The 23,358-nt window shown below is 69.0% G+C and carries 26 protein-coding genes; 16 read left to right on the top strand and 10 right to left on the bottom strand.

Annotated elements, in window-relative coordinates; translation table 11 throughout:
* Positions 1-5: 5 nt before the first annotated feature.
* The 4 genes from JJ685_RS12525 to ptsP are packed head-to-tail and all read left to right on the top strand — an operon-like array spanning position 6 to position 3,679.
* Positions 6-1,226 carry an MFS transporter gene (locus JJ685_RS12525; RefSeq protein ID WP_201674549.1) on the top strand — a complete coding sequence of 407 codons (1,221 nt, stop codon included), beginning with the start codon at positions 6-8 and terminating at the stop codon, positions 1,224-1,226.
* Complete coding sequence (locus JJ685_RS12520) at positions 1,223-1,678, top strand: PTS sugar transporter subunit IIA (RefSeq protein ID WP_201674548.1); 456 nt, start codon at positions 1,223-1,225, stop codon at positions 1,676-1,678. Before JJ685_RS12525 ends, JJ685_RS12520 begins: the two co-directional genes overlap by 4 nt.
* Positions 1,647-1,916, top strand: coding sequence for an HPr family phosphocarrier protein (locus JJ685_RS12515; protein ID WP_201674547.1), 270 nt, complete (start codon positions 1,647-1,649; stop codon positions 1,914-1,916). The genes JJ685_RS12520 and JJ685_RS12515 overlap by 32 nt, the downstream gene beginning before the upstream one ends.
* Positions 1,913-3,679, top strand: coding sequence for a phosphoenolpyruvate--protein phosphotransferase (ptsP, locus tag JJ685_RS12510; protein ID WP_201674546.1), 1,767 nt, complete (start codon positions 1,913-1,915; stop codon positions 3,677-3,679). Before JJ685_RS12515 ends, ptsP begins: the two co-directional genes overlap by 4 nt.
* 10 nt (positions 3,680-3,689) lie before the next feature.
* Here the strand turns inward: ptsP and JJ685_RS12505 are convergent, their stop codons facing one another.
* The 10 genes from JJ685_RS12505 to JJ685_RS12460 form a co-directional block, all read right to left on the bottom strand.
* A complete protein-coding gene (locus JJ685_RS12505; protein ID WP_201674545.1) occupies positions 3,690-5,369 on the bottom strand; it encodes a CorA family divalent cation transporter in 1,680 nt (559 codons plus the stop codon).
* A 43-nt stretch (positions 5,370-5,412) separates the two neighbouring features.
* A complete protein-coding gene (locus tag JJ685_RS12500; RefSeq protein ID WP_201674544.1) occupies positions 5,413-6,234 on the bottom strand; it encodes a DMT family transporter in 822 nt (273 codons plus the stop codon).
* 23 nt (positions 6,235-6,257) lie between these two features.
* Entirely contained in the window at positions 6,258-6,563 is a 306-nt protein-coding gene (locus JJ685_RS12495; RefSeq protein WP_201674543.1) for a DUF305 domain-containing protein, read from the bottom strand.
* Positions 6,560-7,963 carry a YncE family protein gene (locus tag JJ685_RS12490; protein ID WP_201674542.1) on the bottom strand — a complete coding sequence of 468 codons (1,404 nt, stop codon included), beginning with the start codon at positions 7,961-7,963 and terminating at the stop codon, positions 6,560-6,562. The genes JJ685_RS12495 and JJ685_RS12490 overlap by 4 nt, the downstream gene beginning before the upstream one ends.
* A gap of 96 nt (positions 7,964-8,059) precedes the next feature.
* Positions 8,060-9,046, bottom strand: coding sequence for a lipoyl synthase (lipA, locus tag JJ685_RS12485; protein ID WP_201674541.1), 987 nt, complete (start codon positions 9,044-9,046; stop codon positions 8,060-8,062).
* Positions 9,047-9,060: 14 nt separating this feature from the next.
* Complete coding sequence (gene lipB, locus JJ685_RS12480) at positions 9,061-9,729, bottom strand: lipoyl(octanoyl) transferase LipB (RefSeq protein WP_201674540.1); 669 nt, start codon at positions 9,727-9,729, stop codon at positions 9,061-9,063.
* Positions 9,729-10,031, bottom strand: a complete 303-nt coding sequence (locus JJ685_RS12475) for a YbeD family protein (RefSeq protein ID WP_201674539.1) — start codon at positions 10,029-10,031, stop codon at positions 9,729-9,731. The genes lipB and JJ685_RS12475 overlap by 1 nt, the downstream gene beginning before the upstream one ends.
* Positions 10,032-10,919, bottom strand: coding sequence for a D-amino acid aminotransferase (locus tag JJ685_RS12470; protein WP_201674538.1), 888 nt, complete (start codon positions 10,917-10,919; stop codon positions 10,032-10,034).
* Between the two features lie 10 nt (positions 10,920-10,929).
* Positions 10,930-12,069, bottom strand: a complete 1,140-nt coding sequence (locus JJ685_RS12465) for an MBL fold metallo-hydrolase (RefSeq protein ID WP_201674537.1) — start codon at positions 12,067-12,069, stop codon at positions 10,930-10,932.
* Positions 12,060-12,506 carry a CopD family protein gene (locus JJ685_RS12460; RefSeq protein ID WP_201674536.1) on the bottom strand — a complete coding sequence of 149 codons (447 nt, stop codon included), beginning with the start codon at positions 12,504-12,506 and terminating at the stop codon, positions 12,060-12,062. The genes JJ685_RS12465 and JJ685_RS12460 overlap by 10 nt, the downstream gene beginning before the upstream one ends.
* Positions 12,507-12,664: 158 nt before the next feature.
* Here JJ685_RS12460 and JJ685_RS12455 point away from each other — a divergent pair, with 158 nt between their 5' ends.
* From JJ685_RS12455 to JJ685_RS12400, 12 genes are all read left to right on the top strand, one after another.
* On the top strand, positions 12,665-13,147 hold the full coding sequence (locus JJ685_RS12455; protein WP_201674535.1) for an ATP synthase subunit I: 483 nt from the start codon (positions 12,665-12,667) through the stop codon (positions 13,145-13,147).
* 7 nt (positions 13,148-13,154) lie between these two features.
* Complete coding sequence (gene atpB, locus JJ685_RS12450; RefSeq protein ID WP_201674534.1) at positions 13,155-14,027, top strand: F0F1 ATP synthase subunit A; 873 nt, start codon at positions 13,155-13,157, stop codon at positions 14,025-14,027.
* Positions 14,028-14,193: 166 nt separating this feature from the next.
* Positions 14,194-14,457 (top strand): F0F1 ATP synthase subunit C, encoded by a 264-nt coding sequence (atpE, locus tag JJ685_RS12445; RefSeq protein ID WP_236598893.1) that lies wholly within the window; start codon positions 14,194-14,196, stop codon positions 14,455-14,457.
* A 63-nt stretch (positions 14,458-14,520) separates the two neighbouring features.
* Complete coding sequence (locus JJ685_RS12440; protein WP_201674533.1) at positions 14,521-14,994, top strand: F0F1 ATP synthase subunit B; 474 nt, start codon at positions 14,521-14,523, stop codon at positions 14,992-14,994.
* A 3-nt stretch (positions 14,995-14,997) separates the two neighbouring features.
* Complete coding sequence (locus JJ685_RS12435) at positions 14,998-15,528, top strand: F0F1 ATP synthase subunit delta (protein WP_201674532.1); 531 nt, start codon at positions 14,998-15,000, stop codon at positions 15,526-15,528.
* A 34-nt stretch (positions 15,529-15,562) separates the two neighbouring features.
* A complete protein-coding gene (gene atpA / locus JJ685_RS12430) occupies positions 15,563-17,116 on the top strand; it encodes a F0F1 ATP synthase subunit alpha (protein WP_201674531.1) in 1,554 nt (517 codons plus the stop codon).
* 24 nt (positions 17,117-17,140) lie between these two features.
* The gene (atpG, locus tag JJ685_RS12425; RefSeq protein WP_201674530.1) at positions 17,141-18,007 is read left to right on the top strand and encodes a F0F1 ATP synthase subunit gamma; all 867 of its coding nucleotides are present in this window, start codon (positions 17,141-17,143) and stop codon (positions 18,005-18,007) included.
* Positions 18,008-18,026: 19 nt separating this feature from the next.
* On the top strand, positions 18,027-19,436 hold the full coding sequence (gene atpD, locus JJ685_RS12420; RefSeq protein WP_201674529.1) for a F0F1 ATP synthase subunit beta: 1,410 nt from the start codon (positions 18,027-18,029) through the stop codon (positions 19,434-19,436).
* 3 nt (positions 19,437-19,439) lie between these two features.
* Positions 19,440-19,868: a F0F1 ATP synthase subunit epsilon gene (locus JJ685_RS12415; protein ID WP_201674528.1), complete on the top strand. Its 429-nt coding sequence runs from the start codon at positions 19,440-19,442 to the stop codon at positions 19,866-19,868.
* A gap of 139 nt (positions 19,869-20,007) precedes the next feature.
* Complete coding sequence (locus JJ685_RS12410; protein WP_201674527.1) at positions 20,008-20,817, top strand: class I SAM-dependent methyltransferase; 810 nt, start codon at positions 20,008-20,010, stop codon at positions 20,815-20,817.
* A complete protein-coding gene (locus JJ685_RS12405; RefSeq protein ID WP_201674526.1) occupies positions 20,817-22,004 on the top strand; it encodes a glycosyltransferase family 4 protein in 1,188 nt (395 codons plus the stop codon). The genes JJ685_RS12410 and JJ685_RS12405 overlap by 1 nt, the downstream gene beginning before the upstream one ends.
* Positions 22,001-23,338 carry a hypothetical protein gene (locus JJ685_RS12400; protein WP_201674525.1) on the top strand — a complete coding sequence of 446 codons (1,338 nt, stop codon included), beginning with the start codon at positions 22,001-22,003 and terminating at the stop codon, positions 23,336-23,338. The genes JJ685_RS12405 and JJ685_RS12400 overlap by 4 nt, the downstream gene beginning before the upstream one ends.
* Positions 23,339-23,358 lie beyond the last annotated feature (20 nt).

Below are 23,358 nucleotides of genomic sequence, written 5' to 3'. Positions count from 1 at the left end.
ATTCCATGTCCCTGCTCGCGGGCCGCCAGGTGGTGGCCGTGTTCCTCGCGTTCGCCTTCACCTACTTCTTCTCGGCGCTGCTGCGGGCGGTCACCGCCACGCTGTCGCCGACGCTGACGCAGGAGTTCCAGCTCCATGCGCGCGACCTGGGCCTGCTGGCCGGCGGCTATTTCCTCGGCTTTTCGGCCCTGCAGCTGCCGCTGGGCAGCTGGCTGGACCGCCACGGGCCGAAAAAAGTGCTGCTGGGCTTCATGGTGCTGGCGGTGCTGGGCTGCGTCGCCTTCGCCCTGGCCACGAGTTTCCAGGCCCTGCTGGCGGCGCGCGTGCTCTGCGGCGCCGGGCTGGGGGCCTGCCTGATGGCGCCGCTCACCGGGTACCGCCATTGGTTCACGCCGCCGACCCAGTTGCGCGCCAATTCCTGGATGCTGATGACCGGCTCGCTGGGCATGCTCGCCTCCACCCTGCCGGTGCAGTGGCTGCTGCCGGTGGCAGGCTGGCGGCCCTTGTTCTGGTGGCTGGCCGTGCTGCTGGGGGTGTCCATGCTGGTCATCGCGCTGGTGGTGCCGGGGTGGCAGGCCGCCACCCCCACAGGCGCCCCACGGCCCAGCTACCGCGAGGTCTGGCGCCACCCCTATTTCCGCCAGATGGCGCCGATCGGTTTCTTCGTCTACGGCGGGCTGATCGCCGTCCAGACCCTGTGGGCCGGCCCCTGGATGGTGCGCGTGGCCGGCTACGACCCGGTCGCCTCCGCCGGCGGGCTGTTCACCATCAACCTCGCCATGCTGGCGACATTCTGGGCCTGGGGCTGGTTCACGCCCTGGCTGCAGCGCCGCGGGCTGCATGCGGACCGGCTCATCGCCTGGGGCGTACCCTGGCACTTCCTGGCCACGGCGGCCCTGATCGGCGCCGGCCCCGCCGCCGGCGCCGGGATGCTGGCGGTCTATTGCGTCACCGCCACCTTCGTCTCGCTGGCGCAGCCGGCGGTCGGGATGGCCTTTCCGGCAGCCCTGGCCGGCCGGGCCCTGTCCGCCTTCAACCTGGTGATCTTCCTCGGGGTGTTCGTCCTCCAGTGGGGCATCGGGCTGCTGGTGGACCTGTTCGCGGCCCTCGGCGCCGGCGAAGTGTCGGCATTTCGCTTCGCCTTCTCCATCTTCCTGGCCTGCTGCATGCTGTCTTACGCGTGGTTCCTGTGGAGCAAAAGCCATAATCGGCCACAGAGCCCATGAACGCCATCCTGCTCATCGCCCACGCGCCGCTGGCCAATGCCCTGCGGCAGTGCGCGCTGCACGTCTTCCCGGACTGCGGCGCGGCGGTGACGGCGATCGACGTGCAGCCGAACCTGTCCCCCGAGGAAACGCTCGCCGCGGCGCGCGTCGCGATGCAGCAGCTGACCGGCGCCGGCGGCGTGCAGGGGGTGCTGGTGCTGACCGACATCTTCGGCGCCACGCCCAGCAACGTCGCGCAGAAGCTGGTGGACGGCGTCGGCTCGCGCCTGATCACGGGCGTGAACCTGCCGATGCTGCTGCGCAGCGTGAGCTATCGCCACGAACCGCTGGAGACCCTGGTGTCGCGCGCGGTGATCGGCGGCACCCAGGGCGTGATGCAGGTGGCCATCACGGCGCCGCAGAACCAGCCCCGACGGAACCATGATCAAGACCACCACGACCATCAGCAATAAGCTCGGCCTGCATGCCCGCGCCTCGGCCAAGCTCACCAAGCTGGCAGGCAGCTTCCCCTGCGAGGTCTGGGTCAGCCGCGCCGAGCGCCGCGTCAACGGCAAGAGCATCATGGGTGTGATGATGCTGGCCGCCGGCCTCGGCACCGAGATCACGATCGAGACCGACGGCGCCAAGGAGCAGGAGGCGATGGACGCCCTGCTGGCCCTCATCGCCGACCGGTTCGGAGAGGGCGAGTGACCTTTTCCATCCACGGCATCGCGGTCGCCCGGGGCATCGCCATCGGCCGCGCGGTCGTGACCGGCTCCGGGCGCGCCGACGTCGTCCACTACTTCATCCAGCCGGACCAGGTCGAGGCCGAGATCGAGCGCATCCGCGTCGGCCGCAACCAGGTGGTCGACGAGATCCACCGGCTGCAGCAGACCATCGCCGCCCTCGGCCCCAAGGAGGCGCCGCACGAGCTCTCGGCCCTGCTGGACGTGCACCTGATGCTGCTGCAGGACGAGGAGCTGATCGAGGGCGTGAAGCACTGGATCACCGACCGCCTCTACAACGCCGAATGGGCGCTGACCACCCAGCTCGAGGTGCTGTCGCGCCAGTTCGACGACATGGAGGACGACTACCTGCGCGAGCGCAAGGCCGACCTCGAACAGGTGGCCGAGCGCATCCTGCGCTACATGAAGGGCATCTCCTCGCCGGTCACGCAGCCGGTGGCGCCGCGCCGCAAGACGCAGCAGGACCTGCTGCTGGACGAAAGCGTGGACGTGCCCCTGGTGCTGGTCGCGCACGACCTCTCGCCCGCCGACATGCTGCAGTTCAAGCAGAGCGTGTTCGCCGGCTTCGTGACGGATGTCGGCGGCAAGACCTCGCACACGGCGATCGTGGCGCGCAGCCTCGACATCCCCGCGGTGGTGGGCGCGCGAAGCGCCAGCCAGCTGGTGCGGCAGGACGACTGGGTCATCATCGACGGCGACACCGGCGTGACGATCGTCGACCCGTCGCCGATCATCCTGGCCGAATACGGCTTCAAGCAGCGCCAGGGGGAACTGGAACGCAGCCGGCTCAATCGCCTGCGGCACACGCCGGCCGTCACGCTGGATGGCCAGAAGATCGAACTGGTCGCCAACATCGAGCTGCCCGAGGACGCCGCCGCGGCGCTGAAGGCCGGCGCGGTGGGCGTCGGGCTGTTCCGCAGCGAGTTCCTGTTCATGGGCCGCGGCGGCGACATGCCCGACGAGGAGGAGCAGTTCCAGGCCTACAAGCGCGCGGTCGAGGGCATGCAGGGCCTGCCGGTGACGATCCGCACGCTGGACGTCGGCGCCGACAAGCCGCTCGACGACGCGCGCCGCGACGAGGCGCACGTCAATCCCGCCCTGGGGCTGCGCGCGATCCGCTGGAGCCTGTCGGAGCCGGAGATGTTCCGCACGCAGATCCGCGCGATCCTGCGCGCCGCGGCCTTCGGCAAGATCAGGCTGCTGATCCCCATGATCGCGCACGCCAGCGAGATCCGGCAGACGCTGTCGCTGATCGACTTCGCGCGCGCCGAGCTGGACAACCGCGGCGTCGCCTACGGGCCGGCGGAGGTCGGCGCGATGATCGAGATCCCGGCGGCGGCGCTGTCGCTGCGGACCTTCCTCAAGTACTTCGATTTCCTGTCGATCGGCACCAACGACCTGATCCAGTACACGCTGGCGATCGACCGCTCCGACGAGTCCGTGGCGCACCTGTACGACCCCTGCCACCCGGCGGTGCTGCGGCTGGTGGCGGACACCATCGCGGAATGCCGGCGGCAGAACAAGGGCGTGAGCGTGTGCGGCGAGATGGCCGGCGACATCCAGTTCACGCGCCTGCTGCTCGGGCTGGGCCTGCGCAGCTTCTCGATGCACCCGGCGCAGATCCTGGCGGTGAAGCAGGAGGTGCTGCGCGCCGACGCGAGCCGGCTGGAGACCTGGGCGCGCGAGGTGGTCGATTCCGAGGACCCGGCGCAGGCGCTGGGCGCCTGACGCGGTCGGTTCACGGCCGCGTCCAGACGTCGAAGAACGCCTTGAACTTCGCCCGCACGGGCAGCCGGGTGTCGGACACGGCGTCGAGGAAGTCCGCCAGCGCCTTCGACTTCGCCAGCGTGTAGAACAGCAGCGCCGTCACCGCCACGGCCACCAGCGCGAACAGCAGCACCTGCACGAGCCAGGGAATGCCCGGGAAGTCGAACAGGTTCATCCCGAAGACGCCGGTGAGCACGGTGCCGATCAGCCCGAACATCGTGACGACCGTCAGCCGCACCACCGTGTTGGCCTGGCGTCGCAGGGTGTCGCTCTCGAGGTACTGGCCCATGTCCTTGACCTCGTCCCGCACCTCCTCGAAGAGGACGCCGGAGCCCAGGTGGCTGGTCAGCATCCGGTACAGGTCGCGCAACTGCACCTGGTTGGAGATCTCGTGGAACCAGTAGCGATGGTTGAAGCGCAGGAAGATCTCCAGCGTCTGGCGGATGTCCCGCTTGAAATGCCGGATGGTCTCGACCCGCTGGATGTCCAGGTGCGACAGCGCCACGACCAGCCGGTCGGAGAGCATGAGCAAGGCGGCCTTCTGCACGTGGGTCAGCAGGAACACGAGGAAGTACTGGTGGCGGAACTGGCCTTGCAGGCCGCTTTCCACGTCGACGAATCGCTCTTCCGTGCCGCGGCCGACCATGACGAAGGAGTGGCCGCTGCACATCAGCCGGGTGTTCATCCAGCGCTTGCCGCAACCCGGTTCGAAGTAGCGGTCGAAGCAATGGCGCTGCTCGAAGTCCGCCAGGTGCTGCTCCGAATACGGCAGCACGCCCGAATCGCCCGGGGGTGCGACCAGGCCCAGCCGGACCCAGTCGGCCCGCGTCAGGGCATCGATGTCGTCCAGCGCGAGATACGCCATGGTGGGCAGCCGGTGGTACTCGAGCTGCCGGTAGCGCACGGTCCCGAGCTCGTTCGAATGGTGTTGCACCATCGGCCGGAGCAGCCATTCCCAGTGCGCCGCGACGGTGGGCGTCCGGTGCTCGCGGACGAAGTCCAGGTACTTCGCGCGCGCTTCGTAGTCGGACCTCGCGAGGACGTCCCCGTCCGCGCCGAGCCACTCCACCAGCCAGGGACAGTGGGCGCCCCGGCCGTCGGCTTCCCAGGAGGGCGGGTAGGCGCGCCCGAAGCGGAACAGGATGTCCTGCGCCGTGGCGAGGTCCAGGTCCGCGCCGACGATCTCGACGACCGGGATCACCACGTCCAGGTCGAAGAAGAAATACAGGTCCACATGGGCGACGCCCAGTTCCACGGGGGCGCTGCGCCGCTCCAGGGTGATCCGCACCCCGCGCACGTCGGTGCGGCGGAAGACGCGCAGGGCGGAGTCCACGCCGGCGCCGTCCGCGCGATCCGTGATGCCCTTGCCGGTGCCGTAGAGGACGCGCTGCACGTAGGGAAGGAAGTTGACGAATTCGGCGTAGTGCCGTTCCCGGAACTCCTGCGCATCGCCGGCGAATTCGTCGGCGACTTCGCGCCAGGGATTCCCTTCCCCACCGTCGCCCATGCGTTCCCAGTGCCGCTGGATCTGGACGCCTTCGGCCTGCGGCATGAGCTGCAGCGGCCACAGCAGGATCTGTCGAAAGCGGCGGACACCGAGGGTGTCGGCGCGCAGCGAGTCGCCCGCTTCGGGCAGGGCCAGATCGGTCATGGATGCGGCTCCTTGGCAACGATGCCGTCGCCCGGACCCGATGCTAGCGCGCCCGCGTCCCCAATACTGCCGCCCCGATGATCAGCGCCGCGGCCGCGACGATGCTGGGGCTGAAGGAGCGGCCCGTCACCAGCACCAGCAGCGTCGTGGAGGCGAGCGGCGTGAGGTAGCTCAGGATGCCGATGTGGCGCGCGTCGCCCGTCTTCAGCGCCTTGTCCCAGAGGAAGAAGGCCGCGCCCAGCGGGCCGAGGCCCATCACGGCGATCAGGGCCAGGTCGCGCGTCGACAGCTGCGCCGGCGGTTCCAGCAGCGCGTGGCAGGCGAGCGAGAGCAGGCCGGAGACGAGGCCGAACAGTCCCACCGCCGCCGTCGGGAAGGTGTCGACGCGGCGCGTCCAGAGCGAATAGCTGGACCAGATGAAGGCCGCACCCAGGGCAGGCAGGTAGCCCCAGGACCAGGCCCCGCTGGTTCCGCCGCCGCCCAGGATCGCGACCGCCGCGCCGGCGAATCCGGCCAGGCCGGCGAGCACGTGCGCCAGCTTCAGCCGCACCTCGCGCAGCAGCACGGGCGCCAGCAGCACGATCAGCAGCGGCCAGAGGTAGTTCACCAGGTTGGCCTCCACCGGCGGGGCGATGCGCAGCGCGATGAACAGCAGGAAGTGGTAGGCGAACAGGCCGTAGATGCCCAGGGCCAACGTGCGCGGCGGCACCCGCCACTGCCTCACCAGCGGCCAGGCCGGCACGCTGCCGATCACCAGCGCGAGGCCGGTGAGCAGGAAAGGCGGCACGTGGCGCAGCGTGACGCCGAGCGCGGCCAGGGAGGCCCAGAGCGCGATGGCGCCCAGGGCGTAGAGCTGGGGGGACATGGGGGCGGACTTTAACCCGTCCGTCAGGGGCCGCGCGTGCCTCCGAGGGCCGGGTACTCGGGTTCGCGCCCCGGACTCCGCAAGGCCGCCAGCCTCCGCTGCATGCCCTCGATCTCGATCGTCTGCCCCGCGATGATGTCCTCCGCCAGCCGGCGCGTGGCGGCGTCCCGCCCGTGGCGCAGCACCGCGCGCGCCATGTCCACCGCGCCCGCGTGGTGCGGGATCATCATCGCCAGGAAATCGATGTCCGCGTCGCCGCTCGCCGCGGGCGCATGCATGCCGGCCATCATGCGGGCCATCGCGTCGTCCATCTCGCCCGCGAAACTCATCCCGTCTGCCCCCGCGCGCCGACCCGCACGTACACCAGGTTGATGCTCTTCTTGTTGCGCAACTCGCCCGAAGGCAAGGCGACCGACCCGAGCGGGATCTGGGCCACGAAAACCGGCCGCAGCGGATCGCGCACGTCGAAGGCGCTGCACACGGTCTGCCCCGCGCCGGGCGTGCCGGGCAGTTCGTCCTGTTCGTGCGCCACGTACAGCAGGGTGTTCTCGGGGTTGGTCCACAGGCCGTGCGCCTCGCGCCCGTGCGTGAAGAAGGTGCCGACCACCTTGCGCGATCCCGCGGCGGCGGCGCGGTCGATGATGGCGATCTGGCTCGAGGCGACGCCGCCCGGCCCGTTGTCGTCGACCCGGGCGAGGCTCGCGTACAGCACCTTGCCGCGCGCGTTCTCGACGAACTCCACGTGGTTGGGCCGCGCGTTGGCGCCGAGCGGCACCGCGTCGAGCAGCTGGAAGTCCGGCCGGGTGGAGCGGCACGACACCGTGTCCGCGAGCTTGTGCGAGAACCACACCTCGACGCCGTCGGGGCTGGTCTTCAGGAAGGGCGTGAAGCCGGGGCGGTCCTGCTCGGAGATGTCGAGCGTCACGCGCCGCTGCGGCAGGGTGAAGCCGCCCGCGTCCATGCGCAGGTCGAACACGTCGACCCGCGCCACCTTCTGGCTGGCCACGAAGGCGGTCGTGTTCTCCCGGTTGAACCAGACCTGCGCCGGCCCGGGGAGGGTGCCGATGGACATGCGGATCGCCTGCGCCGACGCATCGCCCCGCAGGGACCGGAGGGTGGCTTCGACGTCCAGGACGGCGATGCGGTCCTCGCCGCGGACCGTCACCCACAGCTCCTTGCCGTTGCGCGAGAAGGTGGGCTCGTGCGGCTCGCGCCCCACCAGGATGCCGGTGCTGATGCGCTCCGCGTTGGTGGTGGCGCCGGCCGCGGGATTGGGCGTGTTGCCGATCACGCGCTTCTGCGCCGCGTCGATCAGGTAGATGTTGCTGGAGCCGCGCCCGCTGGTCGCGAGCAGGCGGCCATCGGGCGAGGGCACTGCGCCGTGGGCGTCGATGCAGCCGTGGTACAGCGGCTTGTGGATCATCGCCGCATGGCTGGGCGCCACGCCGGCGGTCACGTAGCGGAAGGGCGGCCGCGGGTCCTCGTCGAAGCTGGTGAGGTTGATCGTGCTCTCGACCTTGTTGGTGGCCGGGTCGATCACCACCACCGTGTTCGAGTCCTCGTTGGTGATGAACACGCGGTCGGCGGCCTCGATGCCGGGCACGCGCGCCGGCGGCGCCGCGGCCTGGGGCTGCGCCAGGCCGGGCGCGGCGGCCAGCGGCAGGGTGCCGGCGATCTTGAGGAAGTCGCGCCGGCTGCTGGAGGCCGGGCGGTCTTGTTCTTCTTGCATGCGGTGCTCTCCGGGACGAATGGGGGCGGAAGAAAGAACGCTGCGAACGCGCGTTTTATTCCATCCGGCTCCGCCCCGGGGCGGCCGCGGGTATCTTCAGGCGCCGACGCCGGCCGCGTGGGCCTGCTGGTCCGCGTGGTAGGAGCTGCGCACCAGCGCGCCGACGGCCGCGTGGGTGAAGCCCATCTCCTTCGCCTTCTGCTCGAACATCTTGAAGGTGTCGGGGTGGACGTAGCGGCGCACCGGCAGGTGGGAGGTGGTCGGCGCGAGGTACTGGCCGATGGTGAGCATCTCGATGTCGTGCTCGCGCATGTCGCGCATGACTTCGAGGATCTCCTCGTCCGTCTCGCCCAGGCCCACCATCAGGCCGCTCTTGGTCGGGATGTGCGGGAACTGCGCCTTGAACTTCTTCAGCAGGTTGAGGCTGAACCGGTAGTCCGAGCCCGGCCGCGCTTCCTTGTACAGGCGCGGGATCGTCTCGAGGTTGTGGTTCATCACGTCCGGCGGCGCGGCCTTCAGGATTTCGAGCGCGCGGTCGTCGCGGCCGCGGAAGTCGGGCACCAGGACCTCGATGCGCGTGGCCGGGGACAGCTCGCGGGTCTTGCGGATGCACTCCACGAAGTGGCCGGCGCCGCCGTCGCGCAGGTCGTCGCGGTCCACGCTGGTGATCACCACGTACTTGAGCTTCATGGCCGCGATGGTCTGCGCCAGCTTGCCGGGCTCGGCCGCGTCCAGCGGGTCCGGGCGGCCGTGGCCCACGTCGCAGAAGGGGCAGCGGCGGGTGCACTTGTCGCCCATGATCATGAAGGTGGCCGTGCCGTGGCCGAAGCACTCGCCGATGTTGGGGCAGGAGGCTTCCTCGCACACGGTGTGCAGGCCCTGGTCGCGCAGGATCTGCTTGATCTCGTAGAAGCGGCTGTTGACCGAGCCGGCCTTCACGCGGATCCAGTCCGGCTTCTTGAGGATCTCGCCCTGCTCCACCTTCACCGGGATCCGCGACAGCTTGGCCGCGGCCTTCTGCTTGGCCGTGGCTTCGTAGGTCTCGACGGATTGCGCCTCGCGCACGACGTTGCTGGAGCTCATGGGGTCCTTGGGAGTCAGGGGGCGAGCAGCGACTGCAGCTTGTGGCCCAGCCGGGCAGCCGCCTCGTTCCAGTGGGTGAAAACCCCTATTGTAGAAAGGTCGACCGTTTCCAGCCCCGGATAACCACATGGATTGATCCGGCGGAAGGGCTCCAGGTCCATTCCCACGTTGAAAGCCAGCCCGTGGTAGGTGGCGTGGCGGCTGACCTTGATGCCGAGGGCGGCGATTTTCCCCAGTCCGGCGAAGGGATTTGCGCCCGGCTGCGGGCCGGTCAGGGCGTGGTGGGAACCGGGGTCGGCCAGCCGCACGTAGATCCCGGGGGCGCCGGCCACCCGGTGGCCGGTCACGCCGTAGTCGGCCAGGGTACGGATCACCGCCTCCTCCAGCCGGTAGACGTATTCCTTGACGAAGTAGCCGGCCCGCTGGAGGTCGATCAACGGGTAGGCGACCACCTGGCCGGGGCCGTGGTAGGTGACCTGCCCGCCCCGGTTGGTGGACACCACCGGGATCGCGCCCGGCTCCAGCACGTGGTCGGCCTTGCCGGCGAGGCCCTGCGTGAACACGGGCGGGTGCTCGCAGATCCACATCTCGTCGGGGGTGTCCGGGCCCCGGCCTTCGGTGAAGGCCTGCATGGCCCGGTACGTGGGCAGGTACTCCACCTGCCCGAGTACCTTCACCTGCATCAGAGGACGACCTTGACCATCGGGTGCGCGGTCAGGGCCCGGTACAGGTCGTCGAGCTGCTGCCGGCTGGTGGCGGTGATGGTGATGGTGATGCCCAGGTACTTGCCTTCCCGGCTGTCACGCAGTTCCACCGTCGACGCGTCGAAGGTGGGGTCGAACTCGCGCGCCAGGGTGGTGATGGCGTGGACGAAGCCGTCCACCTTCATGCCCATCACCTTGATGGGAAAGCGCGAGGGGTACTCGATCAGCGAATCCTTGCGCGGATCCGGCTGGGACGGGGGCGGGGTGATGGTTGCGGACATTCAGGAAGAAGCCTTCTTGGCGTGCTGGTAGCCTTCGAACAACTTCAGGTAGATGGGGCCGGGCCTGCCGTTTCCAACCGGCTGGCCGTCCAGCCGGGTGCAGGGCAGCACCTCCTTGGTGGCCGAGGACAGCAGGATCTCGTCGGCCTCGAACACCTCCTCGCGGGCGACCGGGCGCAGCTCGAAGGGGATGCCCTGGCGCATGCAGATCTCCTCCAGCACGCCGTAGCGGATGCCTTCCAGCACCAGGTTGTCCTTCGGTGGTCCCAGCACGACGCCGTCCTTCACCACCCAGACGTTCGACGAGGAGGCTTCGCTCAGCCAGCCGTCGCGGAACATGATGGTTTCGTTGCCGCCCTGGTCGGCGCTGATCTGGCGCGAAAGCACGGCGCCGACCAGGCTGGTGCTCTTGATGTGCGCCTTCTTCCAGCGGAAGTCGTCGGCGGTGTAGCAGTCCACTCCGCGGGCGCGCTCCTCCGGCGTGTAGATGTACAGGCGGTTGACCATGCCGAAGACCGTCGGCGCGATGTCCGGCGGCATGGCGTGGTCGCGCATGGCGATGCCGCGGGTCACCTGCAGGTAGACCAGCTGGTTGGTCTCCGCGACCGGCTTGCCCACGTGCTGCGCATAGGCGGCGACCAGCCGGTCGACCAGCGCGCGCCAGCCGGCGCGGTCCATCGGGTTGCGGATGCGCAGCTCGGCGAGGCTGCGCTCCAGCCGCGCCATGTGCTCGTCGAACCGGAATGGGCGGCCTTCGTAGGCCGGCACGACTTCGTAGATGCCGTCGCCGAAGATGAAGCCGCGGTCGAGGACGCTCACCTTGGCGTCGCGGATGTTGCTCATCTCGCCGTCGAGCCAGCAGGGCAGGGCAGGGATCGCTTCGCTCATGGCGTGATTGTCACTGCTTCGCGCCGGCGGCGGGCGGCGTGCCCGCCCACCAGGTCCCGCCGATCGGCAGCACGAAGAAGTCCCCGGCCGCCAGGCCCTGCGCCTGGCGGGCCGCGGCCAGGTCGACCGGCGGCTGGTCCAGCGCCTCGTCCGTGAGCGTGAAGGTGCCCCAGTGGATGCCCAGGCTGCGGCGCGCGCCCAGCTCCTGGTGCGCCCGCACGGCCTCGGCCGGGTTCATGTGCTGCTCGCGCATGAACCAGCGCGGCTCGTAGGCGCCGATGGCGAGCAGGGCGAGGTCGAACAGCGTGCCCTCGCGCGCCTGCACGGCGAGGCGCTCGCGCGTTTCGGCGAAGTGCCCGCTGTAGCCCGCGTCGCCCGAGAAATACCAGCGCAGGTCGGGTGCGAACACGGCCCAGCCTCCCCACAGCGTGTCGTACCGGTCGTGTAGCCCGCGCGCCGACCAGTGCTGGACCGGCACCAGCCGGAATTCCACGCCTTCGTGGCGGTACGCGTCCCACCAGTCCAGCTCGACCACGTTGGCGATGCCCTGGCGCGCGAGGAAGTCCTTGAGGCCCAGCGGCACGAGGAACAGCGTGCGGCCGCCGGAGCGCTCGTTCAGCTGCACCGCGCTCAGGCGGTCGAGATGGTCGTAGTGGTTATGCGAGACGACGACCACGTCGATGGGCGGCAGGTCGGCCAGCGCGATGCCCGGCGGCTGCGCCCGCTTCGGGCCGAAGAACGTGACGGGCGAGGCGCGCTCGCTGAACACCGGGTCGGTGAGGATGTTGAGGCCCCCGCTTTGCACCAGCACGGTGGCGTGGCCGATCCAGGTCGCCGAGGGCACCGGCGGCCGCGCGCCCTGCACCGCGATGCGCCGCACCGGCTCGGTGTTGGCCTTCAGCAGCTGCAGCTGCGGCAGCGTCACGGGCGTGGGCTGGCGCGGCGCCTGCGGCAGGCCCTCGCGCCACTGGTCGACGCGCCAGCGCACCAGCCACGAGAAAGGCTTCGCGACCTGCGCGCCGGTCACGTTGCGAAAGCCGCCGGCGACGTGGTGCGGCCGCGCCGCGTCCTCGCCGTGGCGCGCCTGCGCCGCCGCGGCCCACAGCAGGCCGGCCACGGCCAGCGCCAGCGCGGCGCGCTTCAGTGCCATAGCAGCACGGCCGCGATCGCGACCCATCCCAGCCCGAGATTGATCTTCACCAGCAGCGTGATCAGCTGCATGCGCCGGCCGCCGTCGGGCCAGTCGCCCAGTTCCACCGCGCGCTGCAGCTTGCGCCACGGCGAGAAGAAGATGTGGCCGAAGATCAGCATCATCAGCACGCCGAGCCCGGCCATCGCATGCCAGCCGCGCGGCGCCATCGCGCCCGGCACCTGCAGCAGCAGGGGCACTCCGGTGGCGAGCAGCAGCGCGATGCTCGCGATCACCACGACGAAGAAGCGCCGCAGCACCAGCACGACCAGCGGCAGCCGCACCGGCGGCTCCAACTGCGCGTGCAGGGCGGGGCGCAGGGCGATCACCGTGAAGGCCATCCCGCCCATCCAGAAGATGGCTCCGGCGACGTGCAGGAAGAGCAACAGGTTGCGCATGCGGGGATCCTCGGGCTTCGGGAGGCCGATTGTGGCGCGGCGCCATCAGCCATGCCCCCCTTACGGGGCGCTGATGTCCCGGGGGCTGGAGTCGAGTCGTGGTTTCTACCTATAATGAGCGGCTTTCCAGAAATCCTCGGGACCGACAGCGGGCCGGCATGCCAACCAGAAGAATCGCCCCGCTGCCCGATGACGCAGAGGAAGCCTCCCCCGTCCAGCCGCTGAGCGCCGAAGAGGCGCGTCGCGTGCGCGAACAGAACCCGCCGGTCAATCCCTGGTGGGTCGTGGCGGGGCAGGCTGCCGTCGGCTGCGTGGCCGCCCTCCTGGGGTGGCTGCTGACCGGAAAGCAGAACGTGGGCTGGTCCGTCGCGTACGGCGCCTTCGCGGTGGTGTTCCCCGCGGCGGTGTTCGCGCGCGGCTTGACCGGGAAGTTCTCGTCGCTCAATGCGGGCACCGCGGCAGTCGGGTTCCTGCTTTGGGAGATGGTGAAGGTCGCCTTGACGATCACCCTGCTGGTGGTGGCGCCGAGGTGGGTTGCGGGATTGAGCTGGCCGGCGCTGCTGGTGGGCCTGATCCTCGCGATGAAGGTTTACTGGGTCGCCCTGGCGTTCGCGCCTCGGCCGAAGACGCAATCGAGCTGAAAGAAACATGGCTGCTGAAAGTGCTGGCGCGGCGCACGCTCCGACCGCGGGTGAATACATCGTTCACCACCTGACGTTCCTGCAGAACAAGAAGCCGGGCAACGTCGTCGATTTCTCCGTCTTCAACTGGGACTCCCTGTTCTGGGCGATCCTGCTGGGCGTCCTCGTCTGCTTCTTTCTCTGGAAGGCCGCCAGCAAGGCGACCGCCGGCGTGCCGGGCCGCTTCCAGGCCGCGGTGGAGATCCTGGTGGAGATGGTCGACGCCCAGGCCAAGGGCATCGTGCACAACGCCACCAGCCGCAAGTTCGTGGCGCCGCTGGCCCTGACCGTGTTCGTCTGGATCTTCGTGATGAACGCGATGGACCTGCTGCCGGTCGACCTCATCCCGTACCTCTGGCAGAAGATCTTCGGCGCCGCCGGCCACGATCCCGAGCACGCCTACATGCGCGTCGTGCCGACCGCCGACCTGTCGATCACCATGGGCCTGTCGCTGTCCGTGCTGCTGGTCTGCCTGATCTACAACGTGAAGATCAAGGGCCTGGGCGGCTGGCTGCACGAGCTGTTCACCGCCCCCTTCGGCTCGCACCCGCTGCTGTGGCCGTTCAACTTCCTGATGCAGATCATCGAGTTCGTCGCCAAGACCGTCTCGCACGGCATGCGACTGTTCGGCAACATGTACGCCGGCGAACTGATCTTCCTGCTGATCGCCCTGATGGGCGGCGCGTTCTCGCTGACCGGCACGGGCATCGGCCTGGCCATCGGCCACATCATCGCGGGCTCCGCCTGGGCGATCTTCCACATCCTGATCATCACCCTGCAGGCCTTCGTGTTCATGATGCTGACGCTCGTGTACGTCGGCCAGGCGCACGACGCTCACTAACATGGCCCACCCCCGAAGCGCCTGCGGCGCCTCCCCCTCGAGGGGGCGCCACCACCGGCCCGGCAAAGCCGGTTCCGCGGTGGCACGCGAAGCAGGACCTCGGGCAGCCTAGATTTTTCTCGCCCCCCGTTTTTTTCTCGTCAACCTCTAGTCCTTAGGAGCAATCATGGAAGTTATCAGCTTTGTCGCCCTGGCCGCCGGCCTGATCATCGGTCTGGGTGCCATCGGCGCCTGCATCGGCATCGGCGTGATGGGCAGCAAGTACCTCGAGTCGGCCGCCCGCCAGCCCGAGCTGATGAACGAACTGCAGACCAAGATGTTCCTGCTGGCCGGCCTGATCGACGCCGCCTTCATCATCGGCACCGGTATCGCGCTGTGGTTCGCCACCGCCAACCCGTTCCTGGGCCAGATCGCCAACCTGCCGAAGTAATTCACCCCATCCTCCTTCAACCCCTTTCCGCGGCCCCGGGCGCGCGGGAGCAAGGATGAACAAGTGAGCATCACCGGTACCCTCATCATTCAAGTCATCGTCTTCCTGATCCTGGTCGGGTTCACGATGAAGTTCGTCTGGCCGCCGATCGCCGCTGCGCTCGACGAGCGCGCGCGCAAGATCGCCGAAGGCCTGGCCGCCGCCGACAAGGCGAGGGCCGAGCTGCAGGCAGCCGACAAGAAGGTGGAGCAGGAACTGGCGAAGTCTCGCGCCGAGGTTGCGCAGCTGCTGGCCGACGCCGAGCGCCGCGCGCAGGGCATCGTCGAAGAGGCCAAGGGTCGTGCGACGGAAGAGGCGAACAAGATCATCGCCGCCGCCCGCGCCGACGCCGAGCAGCAGACGGTGCGTGCCCGCGAGGCCCTGCGCGACCAGGTCGCGATGCTGGCCGTCAAGGGCGCCGAGCAGATCCTGCGCCGCGAGGTGAACCCCTCCGTGCATTCCGACCTGCTGAACCGCCTGCAAGCCGAGCTGGTGTAAGCCATGGCCGAACTCGCCACCATCGCCCGCCCCTACGCCGAAGCGCTGTTCAAGACGGCTGGCAACGACGTCAACGGCGCCGCGCAGTGGCTGGATGCGCTCGCCGCCGTGGCGAGCCAGCCCCAGCTGCAGCAGTTCGCGGACAACCCGAAGGTCACCAACCCGCAGGTGTACGACGTCGTCACCGACGTCGTGCGCTTCCAGCTGACCGCGCAGGCGCAGAACTTCCTGCGCACCGTGATCGACAACGGCCGGCTGGCCGCGCTGCCCGAGATCGCGCGCCAGTTCCACGAGATGAAGAACGCGCAGAGCGGCTCGTCCGATGCGGTCGTGTTCAGCGCCTTCCCGATCGCGCCGGACCAGCTGGGCCAGGTTTCCCTGGCTCTCGAGAAACGTTTTGGCCGTAAGCTGAATCTCACCGTGCAGGAAGACCCGTCCCTCATCGGCGGCATCCGCGTCGTGGTGGGAGACGAAGTGCTCGACACCTCGGTCAGGGCCCGCCTGGAACAAATGAAAGTTGCGCTGACGGCCTGAGGCTGTCCCGCTCCCAAGGACTAAGGAACGAGTCATGCAGCTCAATCCCGCTGAAATTTCCGAACTGATCAAGAGCCGGATCGAAGGCCTGGCTGCCAGCGCCGACATCCGCAACCAGGGCACGGTCATCTCCGTGACCGACGGCATCGTCCGCCTCCACGGCCTGTCCGATGCGATGGCCGGCGAAATGCTGGAGTTCCCCGCCACCAAGGACGGCGAGCCGACCTACGGCCTCGCGCTGAACCTCGAGCGCGACTCCGTCGGCGCCGTGATCCTGGGCGAGTACGAGCACATCTCGGAAGGCGACACCGTCAAGTGCACGGGCCGCATCCTGGAAGTGCCCGTCGGCCCCGAACTCATCGGCCGCGTGGTGAACGCCCTGGGCCAGCCGATCGACGGCAAGGGCCCGATCAACGCCAAGATGACGGACGTGATCGAGAAGGTCGCTCCCGGCGTGATCGCGCGCAAGTCCGTGGACCAGCCGGTGCAGACCGGCCTGAAGGCCATCGACTCCATGGTGCCGATCGGCCGTGGCCAGCGCGAGCTGATCATCGGCGACCGCCAGACCGGCAAGTCCGCCGTCGCGGTCGACACGATCATCAACCAGAAGGGTCAGAACATGACCTGCGTGTACGTCGCGATCGGCCAGAAGGCGTCCACGATCAAGAACATCGTGCGCGCGCTGGAGCAGAACGGCGCGATGGAATACACCATCGTGGTCGCCGCGTCCGCCTCCGAGTCCGCCGCCATGCAGTACGTGTCCGCGTACTCCGGCTGCACGATGGGCGAGTACTTCCGCGACCGCGGCCAGGACGCCCTGATCATCTATGACGACCTGTCCAAGCAGGCCGTCGCGTATCGCCAGGTGTCGCTGCTGCTGCGCCGCCCCCCGGGCCGCGAAGCCTACCCCGGCGACGTGTTCTATCTCCACTCCCGCCTGCTGGAGCGCGCCGCGCGCGTGAACGCCGATTACGTGGAAGCCTTCACCAAGGGTGAAGTCAAGGGCAGGACCGGCTCGCTGACCGCGCTGCCGATCATCGAGACGCAGGCCGGCGACGTGTCCGCGTTCGTGCCGACCAACGTGATCTCGATCACCGACGGCCAGATCTTCCTGGAAACCAGCCTGTTCAACGCCGGCATCCGTCCCGCCATCAACGCGGGTATCTCGGTGTCGCGCGTGGGCGGTGCCGCCCAGACCAAGCTGGTGAAGTCGCTGTCCGGCGGTATCCGTACCGACCTGGCGCAGTACCGTGAACTGGCCGCCTTCGCGCAGTTCGCGTCCGACCTGGACGCCGCCACGCGCAAGCAGCTCGATCGCGGCGCCCGCGTGACGGAACTGCTCAAGCAGCCCCAGTACAGCCCGCTGTCCATCGCCCTGATGGCCGCCTCGCTGTTCGCGGTGAACAAGGGCTACCTCGACGACATCGACCTCAAGAAGGTCCTGCCCTTCGAGCACGGCCTGCACACGTACCTGAAGGACAAGTACGCGGCGCTTCTGAACAAGCTGGAAACCAACAAGGCCATGGACAAGGATGCCGAGGCCGAGCTGACCAGCGCGATCGAAGCGTTCAAGAAGTCCTTCGCCTAAAGCACGAGCCAAGGAAGGACGGCAATGGCTGCAGGCAAGGAAATACGCGGCAAGATCAAATCGGTGGAGAACACCAGGAAGATCACCAAGGCCATGGAAATGGTGGCCGCGTCCAAGATGCGCAAGGCGCAGGACCGCATGCGCGCGGCCCGGCCCTACAGCGACAAGGTGCGCAACATCGCCGCCAACCTCGGCAAGGCCAACCCGGAGTACGTCCACCCCTTCATGCGTCACAACGACGCGAAGGCGGCGGGCGTGATCGTGGTGACCACCGACAAGGGCCTGTGCGGCGGGCTGAACACCAACATCCTGCGCGGCGTCACGCAGAAGCTGCGCGAGTTGCAGACGGAAGGCGTGAGCGTCCAGGCGGTCGCGATCGGCAACAAGGGCCTCGGCTTCCTGAGCCGCATCGGCGCGCAGGTGGTCGCACATGTCACCCAGCTCGGTGACACGCCCCACCTCGAGCGGCTGGTCGGGCCGGTGAAGGTGCTGCTGGACCAGTACGCGCAAGGCAAGCTGAACGCCGTGTACATCTCGTACACCAAGTTCATCAACACGATGCGCCAGGAGCCCGTGATCGAGCGCCTGCTGCCCCTCGACGAGGGCCAGCTGAAGGCAGACCAGGGCGAGCCGAGCTGGGACTACATCTACGAGCCGGACGCGAAGACCGTGATCGACGAGCTGCTGCTGCGCTACCTCGAAGGCCTCGTGTACCAGGCGGTGGCCGAGAACATGGCCTCCGAGCAGTCGGCGCGCATGGTGGCCATGAAGGCCGCCACGGACAACGCCGGCAACCTGATCAACGAGCTCAAGCTGGTCTACAACAAGACGCGCCAGGCCGCGATCACGAAAGAACTTTCGGAGATCGTGTCGGGCGCCGCGGCGGTTTAAAAAATTTCGGAGCGAGAGAATGGCTCAGACCCAAGGAAAAATTGTTCAGTGCATCGGCGCCGTGGTGGACGTCGAGTTCCCGCGCGACCAGATGCCGCGCGTGTACGACGCGCTGAAGATGGAAGGCAGCGCCCTGACGCTGGAAGTGCAGCAGCAGCTGGGTGACGGCGTGGTGCGCACGATTGCGCTCGGTTCGTCCGAAGGCCTGCGCCGCGGCTACACGGTGTACAACACCGGCGCGGCCATCACGGTGCCGGTCGGCAAGGCGACGCTGGGCCGCATCATGGACGTGCTGGGCAACCCGATCGACGAGCGCGGCCCCGTGGACCAGGCGCTGACCGCGCCGATCCACCGCAAGGCCCCCGCGTACGACGAACTGTCGCCCTCGCAGGAACTGCTCGAAACGGGCATCAAGGTGATCGACCTGATCTGCCCGTTCTCCAAGGGCGGCAAGGTCGGCCTGTTCGGCGGCGCCGGCGTCGGCAAGACCGTCAACATGATGGAGCTGATCAACAACATCGCCAAGGCGCACTCGGGCCTGTCGGTGTTCGCCGGCGTGGGTGAGCGCACCCGCGAAGGCAACGACTTCTATCACGAGATGGCCGAATCCGGTGTCGTGAAGCTGGACAACCTGGCCGAGTCGAAAGTGGCCATGGTGTACGGCCAGATGAACGAGCCCCCGGGCAACCGCCTGCGCGTGGCGCTGACCGGCCTGACCATCGCCGAGTCCTTCCGTGACGAAGGCCGTGACGTGCTGTTCTTCGTGGACAACATCTATCGCTACACGCTGGCCGGCACCGAGGTGTCCGCCCTGCTGGGCCGGATGCCGTCCGCCGTGGGCTACCAGCCGACGCTGGCCGAGGAAATGGGCCGCCTGCAGGAGCGCATCACTTCCACCAAGGTCGGCTCGATCACCTCGATCCAGGCCGTGTACGTGCCCGCGGACGACCTGACCGACCCGTCGCCCGCCACCACGTTCGCCCACCTGGACGCCACCGTGGTGCTGTCGCGTGACATCGCCTCGCTGGGCATCTACCCCGCCATCGACCCGCTGGACTCCAACAGTCGCCAGGTGGACCCCAACGTCGTCGGCGAAGAGCACTACACCACGACCCGCGCGGTGCAGCAGACGCTGCAGCGCTACAAGGAACTGCGCGACATCATCGCCATCCTGGGCATGGACGAACTGGCGCCGGAAGACAAGCTGATCGTGGCGCGCGCCCGCAAGATCCAGCGTTTCCTGAGCCAACCGTTCCACGTGGCCGAGGTGTTCACGGGCTCGCCCGGCAAGTACGTGCCGCTGGCCGAAACCATTCGCGGCTTCAAGATGCTGCTGGCCGGCGAGTGCGACCACCTGCCCGAGCAGGCCTTCTACATGGTCGGCACCATCGACGAAGCCTTCGAGAAGGCCAAGAAGCTGGCGGCCTAAGACATGGTCGACACCACGCACACCATCCACGTCGACGTGGTGAGCGCCGAGGAGTCGATCTTCTCCGGTGAAGCGCGTTTCGTCGCGCTTCCCGGCGAGGCCGGCGAACTGGGCATCTACCCGCGCCACACGCCGCTGATCACGCGCGTGAAGCCCGGCTCGGTGCGCATCGAACGGTCCGACGGCAGCGAGGAGTTCATCTTCGTCGCCGGCGGCATCCTCGAGGTGCAGCCGAACCGCGTGACCGTGCTGTCCGACACCGCCATCCGCGGCAAGGACCTGGACGAAGAGAAGGCCAACGAAGCGAAGAACGCCGCCCAGGAGGCGCTGCGCAACGCCAAGAGCGAGATCGACATCGCCCGCGCCCAATCGGAACTTGCCATTGCCGCCGCCGAGATGGCTGCCTTGCGCAGGTACATGCAGAAAAAATAAGAATCCTCGCAGATCCGAAGAAAAAGAAGCTTCGCGAAACAAGAACGCGCTAAAAACCCGCGCCCTGAAGCCCCGGTCGAAAGGTCGGGGCTTTTTTCTTGCGCAGGCACAATCGGTGGTCCCCATGCACGAGGTGAAGATGAGCGCGTGTCCTGTCTGCGACGGCCTGAACACGGACCGCCCGGCGCGGATCGGGGCCTTCCAGGTCCAGGTCTGCGCGGATTGCGGCCTGTGGTTCTTCGACCCGGCGCAGGCCCGGACGGTGGATTACGACGAGGTCTACCGGACGCCGGAGTACGAGGAACACCACCTCGAGGCGCTGTACCGGACGAAGGACTGGCTGGCCTTCGCGAACTACCCCACGTACCGGCCCTTCTTCGACCGGCTGCGGGACGCGCGGGGCGCGCTGCTCGATGTGGGCTGCGGCGTCGGCCGGTTCTGCCGCGCGGCGTACGCGAAGGGCTGGCAGGTGCGCGGGATCGACGTGTCCCGCACCGCCATCGAGGCGGGCCGCAAGGACGCGCCGTTTCCGCTCGCCGTGATGCCCATCGAGGAACTCGCCGCCGGCGGGGAGAAGTTCGACGTGGTCACCTCCTTCGAGGTGCTGGAGCATCTGTCGGAGCCGAAGAAGTTCGTGGGCCACATCCGCCGCGCGCTGAAGCCGGGCGGCCGGTTCTTCTGCACCGTGCCGAATGTCGACAGCCCCAGCGTGCGCAGCGCCACGCGGCAGGACTGGGTGCCGCCGGTGCACGTCCTGTTCTTCAACCAGCGGGCGCTGAGGGAGATGCTGCAGCGCGCCGGCCTGACCGACGTGGAGACCGGCGAGATCTGGGTCAACACGCCGCCGCGGGGGCTGCTGCGGCAGCTGAAGCACGGGGTGCTCAGGCTCCTGGGCCGCATCGGCCGGCCGGAGCCGCTGGGCCTGTGGGCCATCGCCAGCGTTCCGTGATGCCCAGGATCGCGCTGGTCGTCTATGCGCTGAACGTGGGCGGCATGGAGACCGTGCTGCTGCAGCTCGCGCTCGCGCTGCGGCGCCAGGGCTGCGAAGTGACCTTCGTCGTCACCGAGGCGATCGGGCCCTGGCATGCCGAGCCGCGGCGCGAAGGCTTCGAGGTGCGCGAGGTGCTGCCCGATCCGCGGCAGTCGCGCATCCGCCATGCGCAGCGCATCGCGGAGTGCCTGCGCGGCCACGATGCGTGCCTGCTGAATCACGCGCGCTTCGCGCAGGGCGCGCTGGGGCTGCTGCCGGCTTCGACCTGCGCCATCGCGGTCCTGCACAACCTCGACGTCAAGATCTTCCGCGTCGGGCTCGCCAATGCGCGCAATCTCGATGGCGCGGTGGCCGTCGGCGAGGCGGTGCGGCGCGAGGCGGCGCGCCACGTCCCCGCCACCTTCCCGCTGCGGTGCATTCCCAATGGCATCCGCCTGCCGGATCCCGCGCCGCGCCGGGCGCGGGATGCGAACGCGCCGATGCGGCTAGTCTACCTGGGGCGCATCGAGCACGGCCAGAAGGGCGTGCTCTACCTGTCGGCCATCGCGGAGGGACTGAGGCGGCAGGACGTGGCGTTCACCCTCGACGTGGTCGGCGACGGGCCCGACCTGCCTCGCCTGTCGGAAGCGCTCGCCGGCCACCTCCCTCCTGCCGCCTTGCGCATCCACGGTGCCCTCGCACCGGAGCAGGCGATGCAGGTGCTGGCGGCCTCGGAGGTGCTGCTGCTGCCCTCGCACTTCGAGGGCATGCCGCTGGTGCTGCTGGAAGCCATGGCGCGCGGCGTCGTTCCCGTGGCCTCGCGCCTGGAGGGCATCACCGATCCGGTGATCGAGGAAGGCTGCAACGGGCTGCTGGTGGACGTGGGCCGGGTGGAGCAGTTCGTCGCCGCGATCGCCGGCCTGGGCGCGGATCCCGAGCGGCTGGCGCGGCTCTCGGCCGGCGCGCTGGCGCGCGCGCACGAACAGTTCGGAGCGGACCGCATGGCGCAGCGCTACCTCGCCTTCATCGGCGAACTGCGCGACCGGCCGTCCGCGCGCACGGGCAGCGTCGACGCCGCCGTGCTCGGCCCGGGGGCCCGCCTGCCGGAAGGCCTGCGCGCCGCGGCCGTTCGCCTGCTCAAGCGATTGGGGCTGGTCACGGCATGAGCTCCGGCTCGCCCACCGCGCTCCGGCGTGCCGTCGGCTACGGGCTGCTGGCGCGGACGTGGAGCCTCGCGAGCACGCCGCTCACGCTCTACCTGATCGCCGCCAGGCTCACGCCGGAGGCCCAGGGCTACTACTACACGATGGCGGGCCTCATGGCCCTGCAGGTCTTCTTCGAACTGGGGCTCGCCACCGTGCTGGTCCAGTTCTTCAGCCACGAGTTCGTGGCGCTGCGCTGGGCGGCGCACGGGCGGATCACCGGGGACCGGCTCGCGCACGCGCGCCTGAGGAGCCTGCTGGCGAAGGCGGCGCTGTGGTTCGGCGCGGCCAGCGCGCTGCTGGCGATCGTCCTCGTCGCGCTGGGGCTCTCCTATTTCCGGCGGGCGGGCGGCGGCCTTGCCGGCTGGCAGCTGCCGTGGGTGCTGGCCGTGGCGGGCGTCGCCGCCAACCTCGCGCTGTCGCCGCTGGTGGCACTGGAGTCCGGCAGCGGCCACGTCACGGAGATGGCCCGCTGCGAAGCGCAGGCGGCCCTCCTCGGCACGCTGTCGCTGTGGGCCTGCCTGCTGGCGGGCGTGGGGCTCTACGGCCTGGGCGCTTCGCTGCTGCTCAAGTTCCTCGTCTACGCGCGCTACTTCGTGCGCCGGCGGCCCGTGCTGCTGCGCGGCCTCGCGCGCCTTCCCCGGCGCGCGGTCGAGGGCGCCTCCTGGTGGCGCGACGTGTGGCCGCTGCAGTGGCGCATCTCTCTGTCGTGGATGGCCGGGTACGTCGTCTTCCACCTGTTCACGCCGGTGTTGTTCTACTACCAGGGCGCGGCGGAAGCCGGCCGCATGGGCATCACCATCGCCGCCGCCAATGCGCTGACGGCGATCGCGCTGACCTTCGTGAACGCCAACGTGCCGCAGTTCGGCCGCCTGGTGGCGCAGTCCGAGTGGCAGGCGCTCGACCGGCAGTTCTTCCGCGTGCTGCGCCAGGGCGCGGCGCTCGCCTTCGCCGGCGCACTGGCGGGCACCCTCGCCGTCGCGATCCTGCAGGGCGGCTTCGCGATCGGCGCGCGCTTCCTGCCGTGGACGCAGGTGGCCCTGCTGCTCGCCGGCGCGGGCCTGCAGGTCCTGATGAGCCACTTCGCGATCTACCTGCGTGCGTTCAAGCGAGAACCGCTGGTCGCGCTGGCGGTCTTCCATGGCCTGCTGCAGGGCGGCGCCACGTGGTGGATCGGCCGCAGCCACGGCGCCGCGGGCATCGCCATCAGCGTGCTGCTCATCAACCTGGCGATGCTGCCGCTGACCCTCTACGTGTGGCGGCGCTGTCGCGTACGCTGGCAGCGGCCGGCGCCCTGAGCGCCGCGGTCGCGGCATGC

It is taken from the genome of Ramlibacter monticola (assembly GCF_016722785.1).
Lineage (GTDB): Bacteria > Pseudomonadota > Gammaproteobacteria > Burkholderiales > Burkholderiaceae_C > Ramlibacter > Ramlibacter monticola.
This window is presented reverse-complemented; position numbering and strand designations above follow the sequence as displayed.